Annotated in this window: 12 protein-coding genes; 6 read left to right on the forward strand and 6 right to left on the reverse strand. The window is 64.2% G+C overall.

From position 1 onward, the window contains the following. The first annotated feature begins 29 nt into the window (after window positions 1-29). Window positions 30-1292, forward strand: coding sequence for a serine hydrolase domain-containing protein (locus AC1DW2_RS01640; RefSeq protein ID WP_166342401.1), 1263 nt, complete (start codon window positions 30-32; stop codon window positions 1290-1292). On the opposite strand, the gene AC1DW2_RS01645 is transcribed toward AC1DW2_RS01640, so the two are convergent. Both AC1DW2_RS01645 and AC1DW2_RS01650 read right to left on the reverse strand, forming a co-directional pair. Continuing rightward, the gene (locus AC1DW2_RS01645) at window positions 1278-3740 is read right to left on the reverse strand and encodes a putative bifunctional diguanylate cyclase/phosphodiesterase (RefSeq protein WP_283016912.1); all 2463 of its coding nucleotides are present in this window, start codon (window positions 3738-3740) and stop codon (window positions 1278-1280) included. The genes AC1DW2_RS01640 and AC1DW2_RS01645 overlap by 15 nt on opposite strands. 1079 nt (window positions 3741-4819) lie before the next feature. Beyond that, window positions 4820-6436 (reverse strand): bifunctional AfsR/SARP family transcriptional regulator/alpha/beta hydrolase, encoded by a 1617-nt coding sequence (locus AC1DW2_RS01650; RefSeq protein ID WP_354096242.1) that lies wholly within the window; start codon window positions 6434-6436, stop codon window positions 4820-4822. Window positions 6437-6588: 152 nt separating this feature from the next. Between AC1DW2_RS01650 and AC1DW2_RS01655 the strand changes: the two genes are divergently transcribed. Genes AC1DW2_RS01655 through AC1DW2_RS01665 form a run of 3 tightly spaced genes read left to right on the forward strand, consistent with a single transcriptional unit; the run spans window position 6589 to window position 8108 of the window. After that, entirely contained in the window at window positions 6589-6852 is a 264-nt protein-coding gene (locus AC1DW2_RS01655) for a hypothetical protein (protein ID WP_166340950.1), read from the forward strand. 50 nt (window positions 6853-6902) lie between these two features. After that, window positions 6903-7685, forward strand: coding sequence for a methanethiol S-methyltransferase (gene mddA / locus AC1DW2_RS01660; RefSeq protein WP_207794761.1), 783 nt, complete (start codon window positions 6903-6905; stop codon window positions 7683-7685). Between the two features lie 21 nt (window positions 7686-7706). Then, window positions 7707-8108 carry a nuclear transport factor 2 family protein gene (locus AC1DW2_RS01665; protein ID WP_038944930.1) on the forward strand — a complete coding sequence of 134 codons (402 nt, stop codon included), beginning with the start codon at window positions 7707-7709 and terminating at the stop codon, window positions 8106-8108. A gap of 69 nt (window positions 8109-8177) precedes the next feature. On the opposite strand, the gene AC1DW2_RS01670 is transcribed toward AC1DW2_RS01665, so the two are convergent. Further along, a complete protein-coding gene (locus AC1DW2_RS01670; RefSeq protein ID WP_166353227.1) occupies window positions 8178-9026 on the reverse strand; it encodes a LysR family transcriptional regulator in 849 nt (282 codons plus the stop codon). 103 nt (window positions 9027-9129) lie between these two features. Between AC1DW2_RS01670 and AC1DW2_RS01675 the strand changes: the two genes are divergently transcribed. Further along, the gene (locus tag AC1DW2_RS01675) at window positions 9130-10122 is read left to right on the forward strand and encodes a zinc-dependent alcohol dehydrogenase family protein (protein ID WP_346283366.1); all 993 of its coding nucleotides are present in this window, start codon (window positions 9130-9132) and stop codon (window positions 10120-10122) included. 44 nt (window positions 10123-10166) lie between these two features. Here the strand turns inward: AC1DW2_RS01675 and AC1DW2_RS01680 are convergent, their stop codons facing one another. Together AC1DW2_RS01680 and AC1DW2_RS01685 are read right to left on the reverse strand one after the other, a co-directional pair. Then, the gene (locus tag AC1DW2_RS01680; protein WP_014494328.1) at window positions 10167-10397 is read right to left on the reverse strand and encodes a hypothetical protein; all 231 of its coding nucleotides are present in this window, start codon (window positions 10395-10397) and stop codon (window positions 10167-10169) included. Between the two features lie 300 nt (window positions 10398-10697). After that, the gene (locus AC1DW2_RS01685) at window positions 10698-11681 is read right to left on the reverse strand and encodes an aldo/keto reductase (RefSeq protein ID WP_231142216.1); all 984 of its coding nucleotides are present in this window, start codon (window positions 11679-11681) and stop codon (window positions 10698-10700) included. 103 nt (window positions 11682-11784) lie between these two features. On the opposite strand from AC1DW2_RS01685, the gene AC1DW2_RS01690 reads away from it, so the two are divergent. Next, entirely contained in the window at window positions 11785-12678 is an 894-nt protein-coding gene (locus AC1DW2_RS01690) for a LysR family transcriptional regulator (protein ID WP_166342404.1), read from the forward strand. 275 nt (window positions 12679-12953) lie between these two features. Here AC1DW2_RS01690 and AC1DW2_RS01695 read toward each other — a convergent pair whose 3' ends face one another. Beyond that, window positions 12954-14027: a hypothetical protein gene (locus AC1DW2_RS01695; protein WP_166342405.1), complete on the reverse strand. Its 1074-nt coding sequence runs from the start codon at window positions 14025-14027 to the stop codon at window positions 12954-12956. Window positions 14028-14043: the final 16 nt, after the last annotated feature.

The raw sequence follows: 14043 nt of genomic DNA on the forward strand, positions 1-14043 counted from the left end.
CTTTGATCCCGGCGAGGGAGGAAGCCCGGATGAAGCGTCGTGAATTTCTGGTCGGGGCCGCGCTGCTGGCCGGCACGATGGGGCGAGGCAGCGCCGCCACCAACATCCCTACTCCGTCGGCTGACGGGCTCGACCGCATCACCGCCTATTTTGACAACGAGGTGACGCTTGGCCGCCTGCCGGGCGCGGTGGTCCTGGTGCAGCAGCACGGCAAGCCGGTCTACCTCAAGAACTTCGGCGTGCGCGACACCAGGACCGGCCTCGCCATGACGCCGGATACGATCTTCGCCATCCACTCAATGACCAAGCCGATCACGTGTCTCGGCGCGATGATGCTGATCGACGAGGGCAGGCTCGCGCTCACCGACCCCGTGTCGAAATACGTCCCGCTCTTCGCCGACACCAAAGTGGGCGTGGAGCCGGAGGGCACCTCGAAGGTCGAACTCGAGCCGTCGATCCGTCCTGTCAACATCGAGGATCTGCTGCGGCAGACCTCGGGCATCAGCTACGACTATATCGGCGCCCCATGGGTGATGCAGGTTTACCAGGCCGCCAATATTTTCGAGGGGCCCTTCAACAACAGGCAATTCGCCGACCGCATCGCCAAGCTGCCGCTCACGCGCCAGCCCGGAACGCTGTGGCGCTACGGCCATTCCACCGACGTGCTCGGCGCCGTCATCGAGATCATCTCGGGCCAGACGCTGTATGAATTCCTCAAGCAGCGCATTCTCGATCCGCTCGGAATGAACAGCACCAAATTCGTGCTGAAAACGCCGGAGGAGCGCGCCCGGATGGCGCGGCCGCTGCCGAGCGACCCGGTCCTGCTCGCCGGCGAGCGCGACCGCCTCGACCATCCCGAATGGGAATCCGGCGGCGGCGGGCTGCTCTCGACCATCACCGACTATCAGCGCTTCTCGCAGATGCTGCTCAATGGCGGCGAGTTCGAGGGCAAGCGTTACCTCAGCCCCGCCGTGTTCAAGGCCATGACGACCGATCACGTCGGGCCCGGCTCCGGCGTGGGGCGCGACTATTTCTATTTCCCGGGCGACGGTTTTGGCTATGGCTACGGCATCGGTGTACGCACCGATCCCGGCAATGCGAAGCCGCCACCGGCCGGATCGATCGGCGAATTGAAATGGGACTCAGGAAGCGGCACCTATTTCGGCGTCGATCCCAAGCTCGACATGGTCTACCTCTTGATGCAGCAGACCCAGAACGAGCGCAGCCGCATCACGCCCGCCTTCAAGGAACTGGTCTACGGCTGCTATCCTGAAGGACTACGCCGCCCGTGAGGCGCGCTGGCCGAAATCGGCCAGCAGCCTTGCGATCTCGGCGGCGGGCCGCGCCGCGCTGAACAGAAACCCTTGCACCTCGTTGCAGCCTTCGGCGCGCAGCCAGTCGAGCTGATCCTCGGTCTCGACGCCTTCAGCCGTCGTGGTGATGTTGAGGCTGCGGCCAAGCCCCGAAATGGCGCGCACGATCGCGACGCAATCGGGCCGCTGCGCCAGATCCTTCACAAACGAACGGTCGATCTTGATCTTGTCGAACGGGAAGCTACGGAGATAGCTCAGGCTGGAATAGCCGGTGCCGAAATCATCCATGGAGATGCTGACGCCGAGCTCGCGCAATTGATGCAGGATGGCGAGATTGGCATCGGTCTCTGCCAGGAAGATCGACTCGGTGATCTCGAGCTCGAGCCGCTTCGGCGACAGGCCGGACTGCGCAAGCGCGGAAATCACGACCTGGACCAGGTTGCGGCTGCGGAATTGCGCCGGCGACAGATTGACTGCGACCTTGACGTCGACAGGCCATTTCACCGCCTCCGCGCAGGCCTCGCGTAGCACCCACTCGCCGAGCTGGGTGATGAGGCCGATGTCTTCGGCGACCGGAATGAATTCCGCCGGCGAGATCATGCCCTTGTCGGGATGACGCCAGCGCAAGAGCGATTCAAAGCCGGAGATGCGGTCGGACGCGATCGACACCAGCGGCTGGTAGTGCAGCTCGAACTCGCCATTGGCGAAAGCGCGGCGCAGATCGAGCTCCATGTCGCGGCGCTTCTGCGCCTGGAGGTCCATCTCGCGCTCGAAGAAATGGTGCACGCCGCCGCCGTCGGACTTCGCCCGGTACAGCGCCATGTCGGCATTGCGCATCAGCTCCTCCGACGTCGTGCCGTCGCCGGGCGACAGCGCGATGCCGATGCTGGCGCCGATCACCATCTCCTGGCCGTCGAGATCGTAGGGCGCCTTCAGCATGTCGATCAGCAAGGTCGCGCAGGCGCTGGCTTCGTTCGGCGAGACGTCGGCTGCCAGAATCACGGCGAACTCGTCGCCGCCAAGCCGGGCCGCGAGATTGCCGCCGCGGACCGCGGTGGTGAGGCGTTCGGCAACTTGCTTCAGCAGGCGATCCCCCACCGGATGCCCGAAGGAATCATTGATGTTCTTGAACAGGTCGAGATCGATATAGAGCACGCCGACCCGTTTTCCGCCGGCCTGGTCGAGCGCCTGCTTCAAGCACTGCTGGAAATGTTCGCGGTTCGGCAGATCGGTGAGCCCGTCATGGTGCGCCATGTGGGCGATCCGCGCCTCGGCCTTGCGCCGCTCCGTGATGTCGACCACCGCGACCAGATAGCCGTCGCGATCGTCGAAGGCGACGCGGCGGCCGAAAGTGAGCACCTCGATCTCGCTGCCGTCGGCACACAAATGGCGCCAGTTGCGCGAGGAATGATAGGTGTCGCCGATGCGTTCGAGCGCCTCGGCGTGGCTGTCCCACTCGTCCTCGGGCCAGATCTCGTGCAGCTTCATCCGCAGGAAGGTGGCGCGGCTGTAGCCGTAATGCTGGACCGCGGCATCGTTGACGCTGAGGAATTCCTTGGTCTGTGCCTCGAACACCCACATCGGCATCGGGTTGTTGTCGAACAGCAGGCGAAACGATGCGTCGCGCCGCTTCAACGCGGTGACGTCGGAGATCGTCAGCGAGACCAGATCGGCGAAGGCGGTGGCACTGAGCCGAAGGTAACGTCCGTCGTCTTCGATCTCGAGCTGCTCGCCGCGGCCGCCGGAGACGACCTTGAGCAGGAAGTCCATGATTTCGGGCGCGGCCAATAGCGTGTTCCCCTCGCCGATCCGCCGCCACAACAGGCCCGCGCTCGCGACCTTCAGCAGCGCACCGGCGCTCTTGTTGTGATGCACGATCTGGAGATCGAACGGCTTGCCTGCGGCATCGCGCAGCGTCGCCAGCGAAACCACGGCGTCATCGGTCGACGAGAAGATCGCGTCCAAGAGATTGTATTGCGCGCCGCGCTCGTTGATGTAGGCGCCAACCAGCGTGGCGCCCCAGCGGGAGGCGGTCGGCAGCGCCAGCACATCGTAGGTCCGGACCATGCCGTCGCGCACGCAATGCGCGCTGGCCTGGTGCGGACGTCCGTTCTCGAGCGCGCTCGCCACAGCTTCCGACAGCGCCGTGGCGCAATCGGGCGAGAGCTCGGCGACCGGGATATCCCAGCGCTCCTCGCCGAGCCATTTCTGCACGTAACGCCCGCTGCGCGACAATTCGAGCGCGCCATCGTTCTTCAGCAGCGCGATGTGGTCGGCGAGCCGTCCGAGGCTCCCAAGCATCACGTCCTCATAGCGCGGCAGCCGTTCGCCCGGCTTCAACGCGGCACGCCATTTGCGTTGAAGCACCGGGATGTCGTCAAACATTTCGGCGGCCGGTTTTCCCGGCATCTTCTTCGCGGCAGTCATTGCAGTCCCCAACGCACTTTCCCCGCGCATCCAATGCAGCCGCGCTTAATGCCGTGTAAAAAGGACGCAGCCGCGGGTTCCATTCGGCGATTATGACAGTTTTAAGTCAGGTGTTGGTTAGTGCGCGTTAGAGACTATGACGGTTGCCTAAAATGCGATGCGTGCGCGTGAGAGTGAAGTTATGCTGCACAGCTGCTTCATCCTCGTCATTGCGAGCGCAGCGAAGCGATCCAGACTGCCGCCGCGGAAAGATTCTGGATCGCTTCGCTGCGCTCGCAATGACGGAGTGCGCAGGAGCCGCGCCCGCCTCTCTCGAGTCCCGGACGCGACGCAGCGCGTAGCGGTGCGGTGCAGAGCCGGGACCCAGCAGATGACACAACACACTGACGCATGGGCCCCGGCTCTGCAGCGCATCACTTCGTGCTGCGCAGCGTCCGGAGCACGAGAGCGTCGTTGAGTGACTGACATGGGCTCGCATCCTCGCGGCGCATTTCGCCCGAGCTTTGCCTGATCGCCTCACCCTCGAATGAAAGAGGGCGCAGGGAAGACCGGGAGCCCGCTGGCACCCGAGGTCCACTGTGCGGAGTTGTAGTGAGAAGTCTGCACAGCGGCATACAGGTGTAGCCAGGACATCCCGGCCTTCCCTGCGCAGTGGTTGGAACGGCGTATGTCGTGCTCTCCCCGGGGAGCGATGCACTATTGCCCCCGTCGCCTTGCGGATGGCTGATGCGCGCGCCCGGTTGGGCAACACGCACCACCACAAGACTTGGCGCACAGACCCCGGGCGCCAGGACGACACGATCTGGCCGTACGTGGATCACACCGGTCGTGCGTGCGACGTGCTTCGCTCACGGCTGCCCGCCCTGCGATCACCTTCGCACCAGTGTGGCCCACGTCCACCGCCGCCCGGCCCGCGTTCGTGACGATCGCGATACGCCCCTCTTCCTTGGGCCGAAGTGAGGCAACACATACGCCGTTTCCGAATTCTTATAAAGCGAATTATTTTCGTTGAAGGCGATTGACAGCGTTCTGCCCTGAGTTCGGTGTTTTGCCCGTCGGGCAAAACTCGATAAGCACGATCACCGACAGCGATCGGGCGCGAGAAATCTTCTTACACTGTCCAGAAATACCGACCAGGCCGGCTCGGTCCCCAGCAAGATATGATTGGGGCTCTCGAGCGGAACGAATGTTGCGCCTTTAATCCGAGCAGCGAGTTCCTGCCCCTCCGTGAACTTTACGCTCGCGTCGGCACGAGCGTGCAACACCAGGGTCGGCGTTCGTACATCCTGCAGCAGATGCCGCACATCGATTTCGCCGAAGATATTCGTAAGCTTGAAGGCGTTCTGCGGCGACGTCGTAATCCGCTGCAGATCGTTGAACCACTGCGCCTGCTCGGCATTTGCTTCAGGAATGAAGAGGGACGTGAATATCTGGCGAAACACCGGACTTTCTTGCCCCCACCCCTCGAGGACCAGAGTTGTCAATGCCTCCCGGCGGGCCACGTTTGACGGGTCCTGATGGCGCCAACCCTTTGCGTATCCGCCATAAAGAACGAGATGACTGACACGCTCCGGGTGCTTCACGGCGTAGGCTATCGAGATCGCGCAGCCCTGAGAAATGCCAAGCAGGGGAAAACGTTCGAGCCCCGCCGCATCGACGACCGTCTCGAGATCACGCACGAAGGCGTCGAAGGAGATGTCGAAGACATCCCAGTCCGACAAGCCCGTACCGCGTTCGTCGTAGCGCAGGAACGTGTTGTCGCGGCTCAACGCCTCGATCCAGTGCTGCCAGACCGGGCTCGCAAAGTCGAATTCCAGATGATTGAGCCAATTGGCGGCTTTCACCAGCGGCGGCCCGGCGCCGACCGACGCATAGGCGATGCGCACCCCGTCGCGCGCGGTGCAGGTTCGAACGTTCTGCTTGAGCTGCCTCGGCGAAGCCGCCGGCTCAGCGGCGGCCACATCCCCGGGCGGCACCCGATGCTGCGACCGATGTCGCAGGAGTTGCTGGTAGAGCGCCCTCGTCTCCTGATCCGGCTCGACGTTGAGCTCTTTGCGCAGGATCGCCTCGCAGCGCTTGTATTGCCGCAACGCCAACGCGGTCTGCCCCTGCTCGGAGTAGAGCCGCATCAAGGCGCAATCCACCTCTTCCTGCAACGGATCGATCGCCAACAAACGGAGCGCCAACGCGATCGCCTCCTCCCGTGCGCCGATAAGCTGTAATTCCCGCAGCAGCGTATGGAAGGCAGAGGTGGCGACGGCGCGCAATCGGGTCCGCTCGCCCAATAACCACTCGTCGAAAAGATCGGACCGCGCGTTCAGTCCCTCGAGAAAGGGGCCGCGATACAACTCCGCTGCACGTTTCAAATTGGCGATGGACGGATCGGATACTGCATCCTTGAATTCGACGACGTCGGTCGTGACGGCGCCGATATCGAAGCCAAGCAGGTCGTGATCGGCGGACAGCGGCAGCTCGGCGCAATCATGTCGCAGCATGCTGATGCATTGGCGCAAGCTTTGTCGCGCAGCGTCCTCGTGACTGTCGGGCCAGAGCAACGCCGCAAGCCGCTCACGAACATGGACGACCCCAGGGTTCATGGCCAGAAATGCCACGAGGGCCTGCGCCTTCTTGTTGCGCAAGGTGACCGGCCCGCCCCGGTCCATGGAAAACGAACCAAGCAAGGTCAACCGCGGCATTCCCACCCTCTCGGCATCAAATGGCGCAATTCTAGCAGCCTCGACCGCGTTTTTGACGGTTTTTTCACGCCTGCCCTGACGAGCCGCTCACCGCCGTCCTCTAGAAAGGAGACAACGCGCTACCCGGCGCACATTTGAAAAGGCACAAACACGTGACCCTGATTTCCCTATCCACATCAAGCCTCGCGGCGCCCTTCGGGCGCCGAGGCATTCCGCTGCTTCTCGCGAGGTTCCGGCGCCTGCTGAACGGTTGGATCGCCGCCGCCATTGCCCATCACGAGCGCCGGGCGGCGCTCGTCGCCCTGCGCCCGCTGGACGACCGGGCGTTGAAGGATGTGGGTCTCTATCGCGGCCCGTTCGATGACCTCATCGAACGCGCTGCACGGTCTCGATGGAGCCGCTTCTGGCAGGCGTGAGACGACCACATCAGTTCAATTCGATCCTCGCCAAAGACCAGGAGAAGATGATGTCTATCACGATTCAAAACGGGCCAGGTACAGCACCCACTCGCCCCTTCGCGCTGGCGATGAAGTCCGCGGCCCTCGTCTACGGGACCAGTGCCTATTTGATCTTTCTGGGCACGTTCCTCTATGCCATCGGCTTCGTCACGCAATATATCGTGCCCAAGACCATCGACACCGGCGCGCCGACCTCGCTAACCAACGCGCTCGCCATCAATCTGCTGTTGCTATCGACCTTCGCGGTTCAGCATAGCGGCATGGCGCGGCAGGGGTTCAAGCGGCTGTTCGCGCGCTTCGCTTCGCCGGTCATCGAGCGCTCCAGCTACGTGCTGCTGGCAAGCCTGACGCTCTTGCTGCTGTTCTGGCAATGGCAACCGATTCCGACGGTCATCTGGAACATCGAGTCTCCCGCCTTGGCCGGGCTCGTGATTGCGGGCGAGTTCCTGGGCTGGCTGATTGTGCTCTACAGCACATTCCTCATCAGCCATTTCGAACTGTTCGGCTTGACACAGGTTATCAGCCATTTCGCCGGCCGGCTCACCGCGCCCGTCAAGTTCAAGTCGCCGGGCCTGTATCGCCTCATCCGCCACCCGATCTATCTGGGGTTCATCATCGCCTTCTGGTCGACACCGGTGATGACGCTCGGACACCTGATATTCGCATCAGTGACAACGACCTATATCTTCGTCGGCATCTGGCTCGAGGAGCGCGATCTGGTGGCGCTCTTCGGCGACGAGTACCGAAAGTATCGGGAGCGCGTCGCGATGCTGTTGCCGGGCCTTTTCTGAACAGATTGGAAAGGCACCATCGTGACCGGACAGGATTTGATCGATCGTGCAAAAGCCTTCGTCGCGGCAGTCGCCGCGGCGAAGCCCCGCCAGACCGTCGAGGCCTTTTATGCCGATGATATCGTGCAGGAGGAATTTCCAAACCTTCTCCTGCCGCAGGGCGCAGTGCGCGATTTCATCAACTTGCGAGCGTCTTACGACAGATCCCGTTACATCCTTGCCTCGCAATCGTTCGAAATCGTCAACGCCCTTGCGTCAGGCAATTGCGTGGTGATGGAGACGATCTGGACTGCAACACTGGCGGTCGGCGTCGGCAAGCTTGCTCCCGGCGACACTATGCGCGCCCGTTTTGCGCAGTTCTTCGAATTCCGTGACGGGCTGATCTTCAGGATTCGCAACTACGATTGTTTCGAGCGAATCTAGTCCGTAGGGTGAGTTACGCCTGTCGACTGAGCTTCGCACGGCCGAAAGGCTAATCCACCCTGCAGGCCGTCATGCCAACCGTTCGATCACGAGATCGAGCAGCGCGCGCAGGCGCGCCAGACGCCTGAGATCGCGGTGATAGCCGACAAACGTGTCGCGGCCGGGCGGCGTTGCGCCGATGTCGAGCGCGACGAGACGGCGATCGCGGTCGCCGAGGGGGCGTGGCAGCACGGCGAACCCGCCGCCGCCGGCACACAGCTCCGCCTGCGCCTGGCGGTTGTTGCTGCGCGAGGCGATCTCCGCATTCGGCAGCGTGCGCTTCAACCAGATCGCATCTGGCATGTCGGCGAATTCGGCATTCATGGTGACGACACGGGCGCCGCTTCCGTCGCCGGCGCGCGGCGGCTTGCTGCCCTTCCTGCCATACAGCGCGTAGGGAATGTGGAGCAGCTTTCTCGATATTACCTCGGGCTCGCTGAACGGCTTGATGCGGAAGACGAGATCGGCCTCGCGCCGCGGCAGGCTATAGAGGCGCGCATCGGTCAGGAGCTCGACGATCACCTTGGGATGGCGCTTGCCGAAGGCGGCGATCACCGGCGACAGCATCACCGTGCCGAACCAGTCCGACGACGACAGCCGCAGCATGCCGTCGAGCTGCGTCTCCGCACCCGAGGCGTGGCGCTGAAGCGCGAGCGCCTCCTCCTCGATCCGCTCGGCGTGGCGCAGCACGGCGGCGCCCTCGTCGGTCAGCACAAAACCATCGGCGGTGCGCTGGAACAGCGTTTGTCCCAGCGCGGTTTCGAGCGCGCGAAGCCGCCGCCCCATCGTCGGCTGGGTCTGGCCGATCTTGCGCGCGGCAGCTCCGAGTGTGCCTTCGCGCGCAATCGCCAGGAAGATGCGCAGATCGCTCCAGTCCATCGAAATGACCCCATACAGAAATGCACGATCATCGTACATTCTTGTTCCTTCTCATGCAAAATTTCATGAGCATATTGGAGGCCGACAACGGAGCAAGACGATCATGACGAGACAATCGACGATGCGGGCTGCGATCCTGGAGACCCACAACGCGCCGCTGCGCCTCTCAACCGTCTCCACGCCCGAAGTCGGCCCGCGCGAGGTGCTGGTGCGGGTACGTGCGAGCGGGGTCAATCCGCTCGACACAAAGATCCATGCCGGTGCGGCGGCGCATGCGCGTCATCCGCTGCCCGCCATTCTCGGAATCGATCTCGCCGGCGTGGTCGAGCAGACCGGGCGCGACGTGACGCGGTTCAAGCCGGGCGACGAGGTCTATGGCATGACCGGCGGCGTCGGCGGCGTGCCGGGATCGCTCGCCGAGTTCGCCGCGGTCGATGCCGACCTGCTGGCGCCCAAGCCCGCCAATCTCAGCATGCGCGAAGCGGCCGCCCTGCCGCTGATCTTCATCACGGCCTGGGAAGGCCTGATCGATCGCGCGGCGCTGAAGGCCGGCCAGAAGGTGTTGATTCATGGCGGTGCCGGCGGCGTCGGCCATGTCGCGATCCAGATCGCGCGCGCCATCGGAGCAGACGTGTTCGCGACCGGCTCGGCAGCGCAGCGCGCCACCATCGAAGGCTTTGGCGCGACATTCATCGAACGCGACACTGCGATCGAAGCTTACGTTGCAGAGCATACCGGCGGCCGCGGCTTCGACATCGTCTACGACACCGTCGGCGGCAAGGTGCTCGATGCATCCTTCGAAGCCGTGCGCCGTTTTGGCCATGTGGTGAGCGCGCTGGGCTGGGGCACACACGCGCTTGCGCCGCTGTCGTTCCGCGCCGCCAGCTATTCCGGTGTGTTCACGCTGCTGCCGCTGCTATCCGGCGAAGGCCGCGCGCATCACGGTGAGATCATGGCGGAGGCAACGCGCCTGGTTGAAGCCGGCAAGCTCGCGCCGCTGGTCGATGCAAGGCGCTTCACGCTGGAGAGTGTTGGCGATGCCTACGCTCTGATCCGGGATCACGCCGCCAAGGGCAAGCTGGTCGTCGACATCTGAGGTGAGGCTCGTAGCCCGGATGGAGCTGTCTGCTGCACCCGCCGCTAGTCCTCGCTGGCCGCCGCGGAGCGGTTGCGCAAGTAAGCCTGCGACAACAGGAAGAACAGTGCGCGCTCGCCATGATATTTGGCGGACGGCCGGGTGCGCTCGAAGCCATCGGCAAATATCTTGCCGGACTGGCACACCTGCCATCGCCAGCCAAACCGCTTACGCCTGGTGATGATCACTTCAAACATGCCGACGGGCTTGGTCCCCTGCTTCTGCCTGTCTCGCAAGGGATGCGCCTGCTCCGGCCTCCCCCGTTAGACGGATGCCCGACATATAGCGCAGCAGGACGGAAAGAGAATAAAATTGATTATCGGAAATCCGTATCTTCCACCGGCTATGACGAAGTCGCGACGCTTGCGGAATAAGCCTGTGCTGGCGGTGTTAATCGATTCCTTCAACGCTGCTTGCAACGCTGCTTGCAACGCTGCTTGCAACGCTGCTTGGTAGCGCTGGCAAAGGTATTCAAGTCGGAACACAAGACGCGTATGCCCGGTAAGCGAACGCTCACCGGGCATTCACGCCGCAGCTCAGCGGCCGACTCGCGCCTGGAGATGCGCAGGATAGCGGTCGCCCTGCACGGCTACCTTGGACAGCACCCCTGCAATTGCAGTGAGGTCCGCGTCCGACAGCGTCACCGCAGCCGCGCCAAGATTTTCCTCGAGCCGGTGCAGCTTGGTGGTGCCGGGGATCGGCACGATCCACGGCTTCTGCGCGAGCAGCCAGGCCAACGCGATCTGCGCCGGAGTCGCTTTCTTCATTGCGGCGATCTCGCCGAGCAGATCGACGAGGGTCTGATTGGATTTGCGTGCGCTGGATGAGAAGCGCGGCACGATGTTGCGGAAGTCGCTCGCATCGAACGTCGTGCTCTCGGTGATCGCGCCGGTCAGAAAGCCCTTGCCGAGCGGGCTGAACGGAACGAAGCCGATGCCGAGCTCTTCCAGCGTCGGCAGGATCTCCTGCTCCGGCTCGCGCCACCACAGCGAATACTCGCTTTGCAATGCGGTCACGGGCTGCACCGCATGGGCGCGGCGAATGGTCTGCGCGCCCGCTTCCGACAGGCCAAAATGCAGCACCTTGCCGGCCTGGATCAGGTCCTTGACCGCGCCCGCGGTCTCCTCGACCGGCACGTCGGGATCGACGCGGTGCTGGTAGAACAGATCGATGCGATCGGTCTTGAGCCGCTTCAGCGCAGCCTCCGCCACCGCCTTGACGTTGGCGGGCCGGCTGTCGAGCCCGGCCTCGACCTTGCCGCCCTTGAAGCCGAACTTGGTGGCGATCACGACCTTGTCGCGGAATGGCTGAAGCGCCTCGCCGAGCAGCTCCTCGTTGGCAAAGGGCCCATAGGCCTCGGCGGTGTCGAAGAAGGTCACACCGCGCGCGACGGCGGTCCTGATCAGTGCGATCGCCTGCGACGTCTCGGTCGCCGGGCCATAACCGTAGCTCAGGCCCATGCAGCCGAGGCCGAGGGCCGAGACCTCGAGGCCGCTCTTGCCCAATGTTCGCATCTGCATCGTCAGCTCTCCCTGAGGTTCATGTTCGGCAGCGAATTTAGGCCACGCACCGGCCTGCGATTAGATGATAAAATCGGTATGTACTGATGAGATGGATTCATGAATGACCCGCACCAACGTCAATGACCTCCTGGCCTTCCTTGCGGTCGCGCGCGAGCGCAGCTTTACCCGCGCGGCAGCCCAGCTCGGTGTGTCACAGTCGGCGCTCAGCCACACTGTGCGCGGCCTGGAGGAACGGCTCGGCCTGCGGCTGCTCACCCGCACCACCCGCAGCGTCGCGCCAACGGAAGCGGGCGAACGTCTGCTCCGCAATGTCGGGCCGCGCTTTGCGGAGATCGACGCAGAGCTGTCGGCGCTGACCGCGCTCCGCGAGACGCCGGCGGGCACCATCCGCATCACCACCGGCGAGCACGCCGCACAGACGGTGCTGTGGCCGGCGGTCGCAAAGCTGCTGCCGCGCTACCCCGATATCAAGGTCGAGCTCGTCGTCGACTATGGCCTGACCGATATCGTCGCCGAGCGCTACGACGCCGGCGTGCGCCTCGGCGAGCAGGTCGCCAGGGACATGATCGCGGTGCGGATCGGGCCGGAGATGCGCATGGCCGTGGTCGGCGCGCCCGCCTATTTCGCCGCGCGGGGCAAGCCGAAGCTGCCGCAGGATCTCACCGAGCATAATTGCATCAACCTCCGCCTGCCGACCTATGGCGGGATCTATGCCTGGGAGTTCGAGAAGCGCGGCCGCGCGATGAAGGTGCGGGTCGACGGCCAGCTCGTGCTCAACACCGGCCTGCTCAGGATGAATGCCGTGCTGGCGGGGCTTGGTCTTGCCTATATCCCCGACGATCTCGTGAAGCGCGAGATCGCCGACGGCCGGCTGATCCGCGTGCTCGCCGACTGGTGCGCACCGTTTGCGGGCTATCACCTGTATTATCCGAGCCGTCGGCAGCCGACGCCGGCGTTCGCCGTGCTGGTGGAGGCGCTGCGCTATCGGAAGTGACGGGGCGCGGCCCTCCTCCTCGTCATTGCGAGCGCAGCGAAGCAATCCAGAATCTTTCCGCGGAGGTACTCTGGATTGCTTCGCTGCGCTCGCAATGACGGTGGGGAAACAGCTGCGCGTCGAAACGGCGCTCTCGTGCCCCGGACGCGGCGCAGCGCTCCTTCAGCGGTGCGCCGCTGAGCCGGGGCCCATCTATCGAGATATGTGCTTGTGGCTTCCTGGGTCCCGGCTCTACGGAGCGGCATTGCATGCCGCACCGCGTCCGGGACACGAGACTAGCGCGCGACGACTTCCACTTCGCCGTCGACGCCGTTGACGACGTTGAAGCCGCGCTCGTAGACCTTGCCCTCGTTCTTGGCGATGGCGCGGTATTCGCCTTCGGAGAGCACGACGCGCGGGAAGGCGCCGATCGATTCCTTGATGACGTCGCCGCCGGGGGTCAGCACCGACCAGGCGGTGTTGGCGAGCGCCTCGCCGCCCCTGTCGCTGACGAGCTTCAGCGTGATCACGGCGGCGCGGTGGGTGATGGTGACATCGGTGAGCTTCCCGGCCTGGACGCGGATGTCCGAGCGCACCACCGAATTGGCGTCGCCATAATTGGAGATGATGTAGTAGGTGCCCTCCGGGATCAGCACGACGTCGCCGGCGGCGACGTTCGGGACCAGCGAGGCGCGCTCGCCGGACTCGAACTGGCTGCCCTTGTAGATCGCGAACGAGATCTGGTTCTGCGGAATGCGGCTGGTGCCGACGCGCCCCTCGATGCGCAGGCCGCCGGCCGGCAGCACGAAGGATTCGCGGTCGGTCTCGGCCTTCAGGCTGACGGTGCGCACCGCACTGACGAGGCCGAAGGCGACGTGCACGACGTAATTCCCCGGCGGCAGCACGATGTTCGGCGTGGCGTTCCGATCCTCGCGGATCAGCTTGAAGGTGCCGTTCTCGTCAGGACGGTCGGCAAACACGCGCCAGACCAGGCCGCTGGTGATCGCGGGTGTGTCCTTGCCGTATTTCGCGGTCAGCGACAGAACGCCCTGGCCGGGCACGGCCGCGTTGAGCGGCGGGGCCGCCGGCACGGTGCTGACCGCGGGCGGCGGCATGCTGGGCGTGTTCGGCTGCAGCAGGGTCGGCGGCAGGCTCGGCGGGGCAGCGCCCGGGCCGGTGGGGGGCGCGAGGCTGACTGCGCCGCCGGGGTCGGGCACCGAGGCGGGCGGCACCGGGGGCGGACGATCGGAGAAAAGCTGCGCCAGCGCAGCATTTTGGCCAAGGATAGAGAGGCAGGCAGCAAGAAAAAGCGTCGGCAGCAGCGATGTGCTGCGCCGCCATCCGATGATGCCGTCACCCCCGAGAGTCATGCCACCTGCTTTTCAC

The sequence above is a fragment of the Bradyrhizobium sp. P3_C3 genome (assembly GCF_056402655.1).

Excerpts from the sequence above, each read along its gene's own strand:
- AC1DW2_RS01640 (WP_166342401.1), top strand. The coding sequence starts at position 30 with ATGAAGCGTCGTGAATTTCTGGTCGGGGCCGCGCTGCTGGCCGGCACG.
- AC1DW2_RS01645 (WP_283016912.1), bottom strand. The coding sequence starts at position 3,740 with ATGACTGCCGCGAAGAAGATGCCGGGAAAACCGGCCGCCGAAATGTTT.
- AC1DW2_RS01650 (WP_354096242.1), bottom strand. The coding sequence starts at position 6,436 with ATGCCGCGGTTGACCTTGCTTGGTTCGTTTTCCATGGACCGGGGCGGG.
- mddA (WP_207794761.1), top strand. The coding sequence starts at position 6,903 with ATGTCTATCACGATTCAAAACGGGCCAGGTACAGCACCCACTCGCCCC.
- AC1DW2_RS01670 (WP_166353227.1), bottom strand. The coding sequence starts at position 9,026 with ATGGACTGGAGCGATCTGCGCATCTTCCTGGCGATTGCGCGCGAAGGC.
- AC1DW2_RS01675 (WP_346283366.1), top strand. The coding sequence starts at position 9,130 with ATGACGAGACAATCGACGATGCGGGCTGCGATCCTGGAGACCCACAAC.
- AC1DW2_RS01685 (WP_231142216.1), bottom strand. The coding sequence starts at position 11,681 with ATGCAGATGCGAACATTGGGCAAGAGCGGCCTCGAGGTCTCGGCCCTC.
- AC1DW2_RS01690 (WP_166342404.1), top strand. The coding sequence starts at position 11,785 with ATGACCCGCACCAACGTCAATGACCTCCTGGCCTTCCTTGCGGTCGCG.
- AC1DW2_RS01695 (WP_166342405.1), bottom strand. The coding sequence starts at position 14,027 with ATGACTCTCGGGGGTGACGGCATCATCGGATGGCGGCGCAGCACATCG.